The sequence below is a fragment of the Enterococcus sp. OL5 genome, from assembly GCF_006491895.1.
GTDB classification, from domain to species: domain Bacteria; phylum Bacillota; class Bacilli; order Lactobacillales; family Enterococcaceae; genus Enterococcus_D; species Enterococcus_D innesii.
Genome location: NZ_VHIL01000013.1, coordinates 1 through 12,595, shown reverse-complemented (window position 1 = coordinate 12,595; position 12,595 = coordinate 1). Strand labels below are relative to the sequence as shown.

The following is a 12,595-nucleotide window of genomic DNA, read 5'->3' as shown; positions in this document are numbered from 1 at the left end:
GAAATGGCAACGATTCGCGATATAGCAAAAATTACTGGTTTTTCGATCACGACAGTTTCTCGTGTGATCAATGGCCATCCTTATGTTGATGAGCAAAAGCGAGCAGCGATTTTGGCGGTGATGGAAGAGCTGGATTACAAACCGAATAAAATCGCCCAAAAACTTAGCTCGGGGAAAACCTATAATATTGGAGTCATCGTACCGTTTGTCAATCACGCCTTCTTTGATGGGATCTTAAATGGCATTATGGAAGAAGCCTTTGCTCAAAAATACAAAGTGACGTTATTGCCGACCAATTTTGATCGAAAATTGGAATTAGAGTATCTAGAAGAATTCGCTGCAAAGGGATTTGATGGCTTGATCGTCATCACTCGGGCAAATCATATCGAGACGTTTTATCCCTACATGGAAAAAGGACCGATTGTTTTTTGTGAAAATTCGACCGGTACTGCCGTTCCTTTCGTTGCGATCGACTTGGTCGGCTCTGTGACAGCCAGTATCAATTATTTGAAGGAACAAGGCGTAAAGCGCTTGGGGGTGACGTTAGGGCGCAGCAAACGTCTTAGCTGCAATTCAGTCAACACTATCGCAAAAGCCAAGGAGCTGTTTCCTGATTTTTCTGAAGCAGATATTTATTGGGATTGTATCAAAGCCCAAGACGGGATTTCCGCAGCCGCATTTTTTAAGGAACGAGGAATCGATGGGGTGATCACAAATGGGGACGAGATCGCAGCGATGATCTTAAATCAATACCCTCACGGGACAGCACCCATCGTGATTGGGCAAGAAAACCTCCTCATCAGTCAAATGCTGCACTTTTCTTCCGTTGAGTTTCATCTGGATCGGTGTGGGAAAGAGGCGTTTCGCTTGTTTCAAGAAAGAAAACAAGAGCAGATCATTCTGCCTTACGAACTTATTATTCGTGAATAATCATCGTTATAAAAAGAACACACCTTTTCGCCGCGAGGTGTGTTTTTGCCTGCTTTTTAAAGGGAATTTGAGGAAGGAAAATAAAAAAATAAAGAAAAAATCAATTTTGAATGCTTGCTTTTCACAGAGTAAAGGGCTACCATTGGTCTGTGGCTTTTTCGCCACAAAAATAGGAAACGTATCAGACAAGAGTACTTGGGGAAGATTCTCTTGGGGGAAGCCTGATACGTTTCCTTTTGTTCATTCTAACACTATTTATATATAAAGTAGAGAGATATTGAGTAGATAAATAAAAATACTAATGTAATTGATGAATAGGAAAAAGGGAATCATTCAAAAGGCGACTTTTAGATCGTTTTCCTATAACATGTTGGAGGGCAAATGGCTCCCCATGCTTTGGTTAATAAAAGAGCATCAACTAACTAATTGTGTTGTACCAACAAGAAAATTACATAGCTTGGCAACACCAGTTTCAGCTGTTTCTTTGATTAGAACAGTTGCAGTATTTTCGTAAACATGAATCACACTAACTTCTTGTAAACCGGTAAAGCCAATAACATTTGCCTGATAGTTTTGACCAGGGAACACTTGGTATTTTTCCATGTTTTTATCTCCTTCATTAATCTTATTTCAAAAGAATAATAATTAAAATTTAAGAAAAAGTAAAGTGAAACGATTTTTCATTCAAAAATACAATCCTTTGGCGTTAGTTTCGAGCAGATTCAAGCTTTTTCTGCAATTTTCCATTATTTTTTTCAATAAATATGCGGTGAATTGTTGAACATTATTCAAGAAAATATGCCTCTTACTTAAGGGAGTGTTCACAGATTTTAGCTAAACGACAGGGCGAGAGCAGCAGCTGAATTGTTTGTTTTGTGACGGTTTGGGGCTTATAATAAAGATAGGAAGAAGGATCGGCGTCACCACTTCCTAAATCAATTGAAAAGGGCGTGCAAGTTATGGAAAACGTATACCGAAATAACTTTGTCAAAAGAACTGTTCAACTGATGTTTGCACCAAAAAAAATCAGAAAGCGTCCGCCAGAACAATGGATCAAAATGCCTACCAGCCGAGTTATTCGGAGAAAGGACGCGTGATCCAGCATCTCGCAGCTATGCGTGAAATAGTCTTTAAAGAGAAAAGAAACGCAGGAAGTTCCGAAGACGGGACTTCCTTTTTTATGTCATTGAAATAGGGTGCTTATCGAAAAAGCAGTTGTCAACACGTTCTCTTGTGGAGGACCACTTTCGGAAGAGGATACAAAAGGAAGCTTGCGAGAGCCCAATAGACGAATGAAAGAAATCAATAGATGTGTTAGTGGATAAAGAATCAAGATGGTTCTTCCTAACTGTTTTTCCAAAAATAATGATATTCAAAAAGACATTAGTCTATCTGCGTGGGCAGAATTGATGATTGATGTAAGAAGAGGGAACCCAAAAGCCACTTTTTTCATACTTGAATTCTGTTAAAATACATATAGAGGTTCAAACTTGAAAAATAATCTGATAATTTTTAAAGAAGGTGAAAGCATGGACTACCAAGAAATCGCGCGTCATTTCCAGACAACATCCTTTGATCCCCAACCGTTTGTGCAAACGGCGATCGATGATCGAAAGGTAAGGGAGAAACTAGTGGAGAATGTCGTTGATGGTCAAAACCATATCAATGAGTATTTTAATAGTTATTTGATCATTAAAGAAGTAGCCATTAAAAACCCTGAGTTGATTTATGATGAGTGGGAACGGATCTGGGCGTTGCATACCCATAAAAACTCCTATCATCAGTGGATCGCCCACGATTTGATCACGCAACTTCTGGTGATCGATCATGAAGACAAGTTTGAAGCAATCAAGCAAGAATATGTACTACTGCCTAAAGAAGAAAAAATTAGCAATTTCTTGAAGATGATTGAAAATATCAAGGAAGCCAGTCGACACAAAGACCTTCAGCATGAAAAGAAACGCTTGCTTACGGATCAAGTATGGCTTTCAAACTTCAATGAAAAACAAATGAAGCGTATTGATAAAGTCCTCCAAACTCTTTTGACCGAATGAATCAAGAAAAGCAATTGAACTTGTTTCAGAAGGGGGGCTTGCTGTTTTCCCCCACTTTTTTTTCTTGATTACTGGGAATAGTCGGGAGGAATGAGGAGCATGCTGCAATGATAGTTACCAATTAGTTGCATGTATCGCATGCAAAATCTCCCTTAAGTCCTTGTAAGAAGCCAAGTGAAACTTTATACTAGAATGTAATACTTATTCAAAAAAAGGACAAATAAAATGAGGACATGAGCTTTTATGAAGAAATATTGTAAGGAAAATGTGCTGGAAGCGGCGATGAATCGTCTGGAATATATTTTTGATACGTTTCCCCATGTGTACTTTTCGTTCAGTGGCGGAAAAGACAGTGGTGCTATGATCCAGTTGGCCGATCAAGTCGCCCGACAAAAAAAGAAAACCTTCGATCTGCTGATTTTAGATATAGAGGCAAATTATGATGCTACACGAGTATTCATGGAAAAAATCAAAGCGTTACCAAGTATCAATCAAACTTACCATTTTTGCTTACCCTTTTACGAGGACAACAATACCAGCGTATTTCAGCCACAATGGCTGATGTGGGATGAACAAGAACGGGAGAAGTGGGTACAGCCAATGCCAAAAGATGCGATTTCACTTGGTGATTTAGATGAATCATTGATGGAGATTTATCAGAGTGCAAATATGAATCCTGATAAGTTCTTGCGAAACTTTGCTCATTGGTACGCAAGTCACCATGGCTTTGAGCCCGTTGCTTGCGGTGTAGGTATTCGGACACAAGAAAGTCTGTATCGGTATCGATCAATCACATCGCCAAAGTATAACTTTCGGAAGCAATGCTGGATCAAACGGCAAGTAGCAGATTCAATGGTTGTCAATTTTTACCCCATCTATGATTGGAAAACCGAAGATGTCTGGGGAGCCTATGCTCGATTTGACTGGCCGATCAATGGCTTTTATGAAAAGTTGTATGATCATGGCGTTCCGATCCATCAAATGCGGATCTGTCAGCCTTACGGCATGCAGCAACGAAAAGGCTTGTACCAATATGCTTTGGTGGAACCGGAAACGTGGGAGCGCGTCGTAAATCGTGTGTCAGGAGCCAATTTTGGTCGCTTGTATGCCCAGACGGGATTATTGGCGCATTACAATACGAGAAAACCCAGTCATATGACTTGGCAAGAGTATGCGGTCTTTTTACTGGAATCAATTGGACTTTATTCAAAGAAATTACAGGATCATTATTACCGCAAAATCACGATTTTGATTGATCATTATCGAGAAAAGCACGGAATCGAAGTGGAAGACATTCCCGATGTGACCAAACGTAAGGAGTGGCTAAAAAACGAAGTACTCTGGCATGACTGGAAAGGGATCGCTCGTGCGTTAGAAAAAAATGATTTTTCCTTGAGCACGCGACAATACAGTTTGACGAAAAAAGATGAGTCTGAATTGTATGAGTTGGCGGTGGATTTTGGGGCGGCGTTGGGGATCGAGCATTTACCAAAGTATCAGTTGAAAAAATTGAATGCCAAATACGAGTATCTAACGAAAAAAATCACCTAACGATGGACGAATGGGTCCGTAGAGAGGAAGGGTTTTGTGAACGAACGATTGGTTTTATTTTTCCCACCGTATAAGAAAAGCCAATTCTATCAATTGATGGGAGCTTTCTTTGCAGAGCGAGTGTATCAGCAACAATTTCCGTACTTAGTCAATGATGATAACTGTTACTGGTACGTGATTCTTGATGATGAAAAACGAGTGACCGCTTTTTCTTATTATGAAAAAGGCGCCAACAAAGTGGAGCTAGGGGAATTTTATGAAAAAGATCCAGCTGCTCAATTTAAAAAGTTTCTTTTACGGAAAATGTTGGTGGATATCACCCGCAACTACCCAGAAGCAGAGATTCTCGCTTCTACTAACCAGCCCAGTGAAATTGCCCTTTTGGAGTCAAAAGGGTTTGCGGTCTATCGACAAACAAAAAATTATTCATTTCTAAAAAGGAGTGTAGTCCCTCATGAGCGATATCGATTTTCCAGTGTTAGCGGCGAAGCTGATCCCAGTCAACAAGATTCACGCGAATACGTATAATCCCAACACCGTGGCTGCTCCAGAAATGGATTTGTTGGAACTGTCGATTCGAGAAGATGGCTTTACGCAACCATTGGTTTGCTACCACGATAAAGAGCAAGACCAGTATATTTTGATTGATGGGTTTCATCGGTATATCGTAGCAAAAGAGCGCTTGGCGTTGCCAAGCGTTCCGGTCACAGTGATCGATAAGCCTTTTGAGAATCGCATCGCTTCAACAATTCGTCACAATCGGGCCCGCGGTACCCATGGCATCGAGAAGATGGGAAATATCGTGCAGCAATTGGTCGCTAATGACTGGACGGATGAACGAATTGCCAAGGAATTAGGGATGGATCGTGAAGAAGTTTTCCGCTTTAAACAACGCTCAGGATTAAAAAGCGCCTTTTCCAACCATGAATTCAGCAAGTCTTGGATTGAGTTTGAAAAAAGATATTACAAAGGAAAAAAAGAAACCTAGAAGATCAAAAAAGCTATCTATGGAAGATAGCAATTGATCAATAATTTTTTTTGAATTTTGTATAGGTGTTTTTTACAACGATCACGATCAGATTGACCACCATCGACAAACAAAGTGTCCCTAAGAGAATGGCTAGGATCACACCTAATGTGTCTCTTAGAAAGCTGAAGATCGCTTCAACGATAAACATGGTTTTCTCCTCCTTTTCTCAGCGTCTATCTTTTCAGACAATTGCAAAAATAGGCTCGTTGTTCAATAGCTACCTGCTACTGAAAAATACAGTCGAGCGGTTTACACGTCCGGCGTTTTTGTTCATTGTGTCTTTCCGAAGTAGAGTATACTTTGGAAAGGACAAAAGAGAGTTTCTGTTTTTTAAAATCGGTGAAAAATTCTGAAATTTAAGAGTAGCCTTTCTTTTCAGATTCTTATCAATGGTATGAATAATCGTATCAATTTGTATAAAAAAAGTAAAATGATAACACAGATTAAAATTGAGGAAAAGCTATGATTTCATCATTTTATGAGAGTCAGAAATATCCAAAACCTTGCTGTACAACGTCTTTGATTCCATTAGACATTGTACAGCTTGTTTCTTTTCTACAGTGACGATCCTTTCAAAATAACTACACTTGATTCAAGAAAAAGCAAACGTGCATAAAAAGTCAATGATACATAATCTCCTTTGGATAACTAGAGCAGACGTTTTTTTTAATTCAAAGACAAATTCTTTTGTAATACTGGGAGAATGCATTAGGGATTTTTTTGAAAGCAATCCGATCGACATACGAGTATTTGCTAAAGGATTCGCTAAGATTTTTATTCCAGCGCGGGTCTGATCAACGATAGAGCGAGGCACTAAACTGCAATAACCAGTTTGTTCGATCAAGTAAGGAATCGTACTAATATTGTTGACATATTCCCAATGGATCGATGGCACGCAACTGGCAAGATAGCTTTCAACTTTTTTATGTGCTAGGCTGTCATCGTTAAAACGATAGAAGTGGCAGCCTTCGAAATCAGCTAGTTTATTGATCGTTAACGGGTTGTGGATCGATGTGATGCAGCAAAGCTCTTCTTGGAACAATTCTTCGTAAACAAAATTCCCCTCGTGAGGAAGTGAGCATAGTGCGACATCAATACGATTTTCTTTTACTGCCTTGGCTAATTCCATGGTGGTTCCCACAAGAATCTCGAATTTCACTTTTGGGTATTGCTGAGCAAACATATGGAGCAGTTCTGGCAAAATGGAAATGTCATAGGGCTGAACGATCCCCATCCGTATAGATGAGTCGATCGTACTTGAAGCGTTGTGCAACTGTTCTTTTACCTGCTCCCATTGGGCGATCAGTCCAGGGACTTCCTGCTTCAACAATTCGCCTTCCAATGTTAGTACATTGCTTTTCCCTTCTAAAAATAACGCCACTTCTAACTCTGTTTCTAACTTTTTGATATGATTGGTAACCGTTGATTGGGCATAGTTTAATTTGGCAGCAGCCTTCGTAAAAGTCCCTTCTTCGACGATAGTTTTAAAGGATTGCAGCTCTTTGATAAAATCCACATTTGTTCCCCTTTCTTTTCTCAAATTATACAAAAAAAGGAAAGTGAAATAATTTCTTTTTTTTTATCGTAAATCAAAAAAATAGATATAAAAGTTCTTTCAAATATGTGTAGTATTCAGGGGTAAGTCTTTTTATTTTTGGTGACCGTTACTATAACGAATCCTAGAAATAAGTGAGAGGTTGTTTCCATTAAAAAAGGCAGGCGATGGAACCAGCGACTACTTAGATGGCTTCTAGTGATGAGATACCAGGAGCAACACATCGATAAGTTACTGATATAAAGGAATGTGAGGGACCGGGTTTTTGCTTTTCCTGTAGGCAAAACGCAAGCGAAGAGGGGGCAGCAGCACTTGCTTCTTGAACTTCCAAATGAAAGAAGGAAACTGGCGGCTGGCTTTAGTAAAGCGCCGTCAGTTTCCTTACGGTAAATAATCGGGGATGATCTTTGGCTGAACCAATTGTTCAATCGTTTTATGGATGATCATCCAGTCAGATAGACTTGGTACATTCGAAATTCGCAATTGCTGAAAGTGGGGATTACTTTTCAAGTGTAAGTCAAAATTGCTGACAATCAAATCAATTTCCTGATGGATCAATTCATGGGTATCAGGAGTCACTTCGAAAAAGTAACTGACTTCAGTCTGATCATTTTTGAATAGCTCCGCTGATGCGGCTAAGAAAGCATCTAATCCAGCGCCACCTTGAAAAGCAAAGGCCACTTTACGTTGTTTTTTTAGCGGAGTACTAGGTGCCAGTTCGCTTAATAAGGTCAATGTGACTGCGATATGCTCCAAGTGAGTAAAGGAGAAGAAGGCGCTTTGGTCATTGGATTGTTTCAACCACTTATTCCAAGCGAGGTACTCTGTCTTAAAGGTCGATTCAACAAAGGTTTTGATTTGTGGATCAGCAAATTCATAGTTGGCAGAAATCATCGATAACAAGCGGAGGTTCACTAGATAAGAGATGATTTTCTGAGAGACTGCAGAGGAAATAGGTTGTTGGCCTTTTTTTAAAAACAGACCAATTTCCGCAATGATTTCCGGTTTTTCTGTATGGTGAAAAATATATTTGGCTGCATCTTCTTCAGTAACATCCAATGTACTATAAGACAGACAGTGGAGTGTAGTGAGGAAGAGCCAAAGTAGTTCTTGTTTTGGTAAGTGAATGATCCGGTATTTTTTTAAATAATACTCGTTCAATACTTGCGAGAAAATGCTAAAGCGTTCTTTTTCCAATAAGTTACGCTCTAAAGAAGGCGGCAAGTTCAAAAAGTAAGAATAGCGCCATCTGCGTTTGGCGATACTTAACCACAGGGCCAGTCGATAATGACTGTAATGTAACTCTTTCTTGTTGGCTTCCTTGGCTTTTTGGACCAGAAGACGTGCATCCGCCGGGCTATCTTTATCTAAAATCGTGCTGTCACCATAAGCGGAGAAAAAGACAAACAGACAAAAACGAATATCGGCTTCAGTACCAATAAAGTCAAGTTGATTCGTAGCGATCGTCACAGAATAGGTTTGTAAAGACTTGTTCATGTAGCTGATGGTTCGCAACAAGTGACTACGAGAATAGCCAAATTCGATCGTTGCTCGATGAATGGAGTATTTTTTGTTATCAATGATACTCGACATGATTTTAAACTCGAGTGTTTCCATGCTTAAAAGCTGAATCGCTAAATTGATTGAGGCATTTGGTGCATACTTGATCGAAACGATGTTACTTTCAGAAAAGTTGATTTTAATCAGTTCTTCTGGCAAGCTATCGCTCAAAACATTGAGTTCTTTCGTGATTGTCGGCATAGATAGACCCAGCAACGTTGCCAATTCTTGCGGATGATAACCGGTTGGTGCTGCATTTAGCATCTGTAAAATTTTTACTTGACGGGAAAATGACTTGTCTCGATGCAAATTGATTGATAAATTTTCTAACATTGATATCACCACCTCTTTTAAAATCTTATGGAAGCAATCAGTGCCGAATGTAAATTACGTTGGTTTTAAGTAGATTATATAATACTCTACGTCAATCAAGAAGCTTTATCCTTTGAAACTTAATAGAATCAGATTTAACAAGCGCTACTTATACGTAAAACACCCTTCAATTAACGAAGAAGTGTCCTTCGAAAAGAACAGGGCCTGTTTCGGTGCATCTTAGCTTAGGTTCGGGAGAGGACAAATAATCGGAAGTTTCTCTAGAAAAGAGAGCAAAAGAAAAAGCAATGAAGAAGAATAAAGGAAACAATCTGCTAGACGAAAAAAAGCACCGGACGAAGAACTGTGAGTGTCCCTCAAAGCTAACTTAAGAAGTTATCTTTGAAGGATCAATCAAATCAGCAAGATCCGTCTTGTGCTTTTTGTTACGGGGAATCTAGGGTCATTAGCAAAACCAGAGTACCTATTCATGAAAGGAGGTTGTCGTTTTCTAAACGAAGATAGCGATAGAAAGTTGATCGTTTTATTCCAGTTTGGGCACAAATATCAACGACAGTTCGACCTTCCTTCTGATAAAGATTCAGGGCGTACTGAATCAGTTTAGGGTCGATTCGTGGACGCCCACCAATGTTTCCTCTGGCTCTAGCAGAATCTAGCCCTTCTTTGGTTCGCTCCACAATAATGTCTCGTTCAAATTGACTGAAGGCTTGGAAAACCGTCATCATCAGTTTTCCTTGAGGGGTCTGTGTATCAAAATTTTCTTTGATACTAATCACTTTTACTCCTTTTCTTTCGAAAAAATAGACGAGATCAATCAAGTCTTTGGTGCTCCGACCAAGCCGTGAAAAGCTTTCAATAATAATTTTGTCATTTTCTTTCACTCGCTTTTTTAGTTTGTTTAATTCCGGTCGATTTGTGCGAATGCCGCTAATTTTTTCAGTATAAATTTTGTGGCATTCATATCGTTCAAGCAAGTCTAGTTGACGAGAAAGATCCTGCTGTCTTGTAGATACGCGAGCGTATCCATAAACCATATTTGACATACAATTTCCTCCATTTAAAAATAAGTCTACCTAGAGAATACCTCGTTTGTTCACTTAAGTATACAACCTAAAACCAACGTATTATGAATAAAAGAAAAAGGGTAGTTTTTTTCTGTAAGCAAATAATGTACTATAGAGAGGAAACCTGCGGCGTTGAACGAGGCAGTTCTCAGTCGCTATGGAAACAACGCTTGAGATGTTAGGAAACACAGTGATTCAGGAAATCATCTGAATAAGGTAGATAAACCTATAAGAGCTCCGTTTGACTCCTTTCGATGCAACAGATTCTGAAAGTTACACACTGGTGCAATACCTTTTTCGAGGCATGTGTTAGCCAATCATTTTTAGAGTTAAGACATTTTGAAAGAAAATCGTTAGACAAACTATCGCTTACAAGGAGGGGAACATGAGAGAATTGCAGTTAAGTTTTATGCTGAACAAAACGACCGTTCGCTGGCTTCAAATTTTAAATGCGTTTGAGCGTGAACGTACTTGTTCAATCGCAAGCTTTGCGAACAAACTTGATGTAACTCAACGGACGATCAGCTCTGATATCAAGGAACTGAAAGCCTATTTGCAGGATGCAGCCAAGTTTGTGCATGTGGCTAATGGTTATCATTTTATGGAAACGAATCCGAAAGTATACTTGACCAAAAAAAGAGCGCTGGTTGCAAAAGAAGGTATGTATCAAATTTTAGAAGCAATCTTTCATGGTGAACTTTGTTCTGTTGAAGAGTGGGCACAGCGCTTGTATGTATCAGAAAGCACGATGCGGCGTTATTTGAATAGTGCTTCACTCACGTTGAGAAAGTATGGTTTAGAGTTGGTGCTACAACCAGTTAATTTGAGTGGAGCAGAAGCGAATATTCGTAAATTTTTCAAAGATTTTTATTATGAATCAGATGTTACTCCTCATACTCTGCTTCCACCTAAAGAGCTGATTGCGGTAGTCAGTGAGACGTTTTCAGAAGTGCCAACTGATGTGGTGAACACGGGTGTTGCTCCTAGTGATTTTTATTATAGTTTGTATATTACAATCAAGCGTTATCAGTCTGGAAAGACCATCCAACTTCCTACTCATTTGGCTGAGATAGTCAAAGACCACACGGCATTTACCGTAATGAAAGACTTAGCACCTAAAATCGAAGCCCTTTACCAGGTGAGACTACCACAAGAAGAATTGGTGTGGCTTTATCTAGTCACGGTGATGAAGCGTACATTGACTGAGCCCGTAAAAGAACAGCAGTTCATTGCATTGTTTGCACTTTATCCTGAACTACAGGCGCTAAGTCAACACTTTGTTCAAGAATGGGGCATCCCATTTAATGATCCCCAACTAATCGAGACGATGATTCACGCCTTTTTGTTATCTAAGAAAATCAATGATCAACTAGCGCCCATTTTGAATCGCTTGCTGACGGAAGTAAAAAATGAGCCCCTAAAGCATAGCTACGTCGCCTATCAAAAAAATCTTGTATTTTTGAAGCAGAATCAAGCAATTCTTGGGGTCAGTAAGGAGTACCTGTCTGATATCTGTGCAGCGCTTACCTTGTATAGTGAGGCGCTCAAGGAACTCTATTATCAAAAGGTCAACCGAATCGCATTGACATTAGAAGGCGACCTTTACACCTGTCACGCTATCCGCGCACGCTTTTTGCGCTATGTTGGCAATGATCATTACGTGTTTTTCCCAAAAATCAATGAATTGACGACTGCCTATTTGAAGGAAAATGCTATCGATCTCGTGGTAACGAATTATAGTGAATACCTATCAGAGTTCATCTTATCCACGGACTATCTCTTACTTAAAACAATCCCGGATCATCAAGATTGGCTAAGAGTGATTGAAAAAATCGATCCTCAGTTGGGGCAAGCATTAAGTGCAACCCCAAGTTAAGTCAAGTGTATACTTTGAATGCAATCAGTGAAGCTATTGCTAGCAGAAATGCTCATGAAAGCAGAATACCTATTAAGCTAAAAAGCCACAACCGTTGAGAAAAATGGTTGTGGCTTTTTTCTCTTAATAAGCAAGGAAGGAATTTCCTTCACTCCTCTTAAAAAAAAGATGGACGCTTCTGAGATGAAGTAGCTTGATCCACGAAAACTCTTACTGTTCATTTGCCAGTTTAGCAAAAATCGCTTCAAAGGATTTGAATGTGTCATTATCTAGTTGGCAAAGCCACAAAAGGTAGCTTTTTTCTTTAAAAGTCCACTCTATTGAAGGGTAAGAGGCAATTAAGGCATGGTATTTCTCCCGTTGTTCACTGGTAGCTAATAGCCACCGCTTCTCAAAAATTTGCTTATCTTCCATATAGCTATCCCCCAAAAAGAAACGTTGCCTGAAACTTCACTAACGGGCAACGTAAATCTAATGATACGCAGATCTCTAATTATTATACCAAGGAAAAATGAATTTTTTTAGAAGATGTGTAAAATTACAACGAATTTCTTTTATTTTGCTTTTTTGGGACATTTTTTATAGAAAAGAAGCATTCTGTTGAAGAGAACTGTTGTTAACAATGTTTCTGGTACTAAGAAG

12 protein-coding genes are annotated in these 12,595 nt (G+C 39.3%); 6 read left to right on the top strand and 6 right to left on the bottom strand.

The window, feature by feature from the left end:
• The first annotated feature begins 3 nt into the window (after window positions 1-3).
• Complete coding sequence (locus tag FJU10_RS14050) at window positions 4-930, top strand: LacI family DNA-binding transcriptional regulator (RefSeq protein WP_189372333.1); 927 nt, start codon at window positions 4-6, stop codon at window positions 928-930.
• Window positions 931-1,344: 414 nt separating this feature from the next.
• Here FJU10_RS14050 and FJU10_RS14045 read toward each other — a convergent pair whose 3' ends face one another.
• Window positions 1,345-1,533, bottom strand: a complete 189-nt coding sequence (locus FJU10_RS14045; protein ID WP_081119023.1) for a hypothetical protein — start codon at window positions 1,531-1,533, stop codon at window positions 1,345-1,347.
• A gap of 926 nt (window positions 1,534-2,459) precedes the next feature.
• Here FJU10_RS14045 and FJU10_RS14035 point away from each other — a divergent pair.
• From FJU10_RS14035 to FJU10_RS14020, 4 genes are all read left to right on the top strand, one after another.
• Window positions 2,460-2,984, top strand: a complete 525-nt coding sequence (locus tag FJU10_RS14035; RefSeq protein WP_140966185.1) for a hypothetical protein — start codon at window positions 2,460-2,462, stop codon at window positions 2,982-2,984.
• Between the two features lie 243 nt (window positions 2,985-3,227).
• A complete protein-coding gene (locus tag FJU10_RS14030; RefSeq protein ID WP_081119025.1) occupies window positions 3,228-4,535 on the top strand; it encodes a DUF3440 domain-containing protein in 1,308 nt (435 codons plus the stop codon).
• A gap of 36 nt (window positions 4,536-4,571) precedes the next feature.
• Entirely contained in the window at window positions 4,572-5,063 is a 492-nt protein-coding gene (locus tag FJU10_RS14025) for a hypothetical protein (RefSeq protein ID WP_081119026.1), read from the top strand.
• Complete coding sequence (locus tag FJU10_RS14020) at window positions 4,990-5,523, top strand: IbrB-like domain-containing protein (RefSeq protein ID WP_077453646.1); 534 nt, start codon at window positions 4,990-4,992, stop codon at window positions 5,521-5,523. Before FJU10_RS14025 ends, FJU10_RS14020 begins: the two co-directional genes overlap by 74 nt.
• A gap of 37 nt (window positions 5,524-5,560) precedes the next feature.
• On the opposite strand, the gene FJU10_RS19105 is transcribed toward FJU10_RS14020, so the two are convergent.
• The 4 genes from FJU10_RS19105 to FJU10_RS14005 form a co-directional block, all read right to left on the bottom strand.
• Window positions 5,561-5,713 (bottom strand): hypothetical protein, encoded by a 153-nt coding sequence (locus FJU10_RS19105; RefSeq protein ID WP_175632043.1) that lies wholly within the window; start codon window positions 5,711-5,713, stop codon window positions 5,561-5,563.
• 444 nt (window positions 5,714-6,157) lie between these two features.
• A complete protein-coding gene (locus tag FJU10_RS14015) occupies window positions 6,158-7,081 on the bottom strand; it encodes a LysR family transcriptional regulator (RefSeq protein WP_140966184.1) in 924 nt (307 codons plus the stop codon).
• A 420-nt stretch (window positions 7,082-7,501) separates the two neighbouring features.
• Complete coding sequence (locus FJU10_RS14010; RefSeq protein WP_140966183.1) at window positions 7,502-9,013, bottom strand: helix-turn-helix domain-containing protein; 1,512 nt, start codon at window positions 9,011-9,013, stop codon at window positions 7,502-7,504.
• Between the two features lie 467 nt (window positions 9,014-9,480).
• Window positions 9,481-10,056 carry a recombinase family protein gene (locus FJU10_RS14005; protein WP_096742239.1) on the bottom strand — a complete coding sequence of 192 codons (576 nt, stop codon included), beginning with the start codon at window positions 10,054-10,056 and terminating at the stop codon, window positions 9,481-9,483.
• Window positions 10,057-10,462: 406 nt separating this feature from the next.
• Between FJU10_RS14005 and FJU10_RS14000 the strand changes: the two genes are divergently transcribed.
• Window positions 10,463-11,953, top strand: coding sequence for a helix-turn-helix domain-containing protein (locus tag FJU10_RS14000; protein WP_140966182.1), 1,491 nt, complete (start codon window positions 10,463-10,465; stop codon window positions 11,951-11,953).
• 210 nt (window positions 11,954-12,163) lie between these two features.
• Here the strand turns inward: FJU10_RS14000 and FJU10_RS13995 are convergent, their stop codons facing one another.
• Window positions 12,164-12,367: a hypothetical protein gene (locus FJU10_RS13995; RefSeq protein WP_077453641.1), complete on the bottom strand. Its 204-nt coding sequence runs from the start codon at window positions 12,365-12,367 to the stop codon at window positions 12,164-12,166.
• Window positions 12,368-12,595 lie beyond the last annotated feature (228 nt).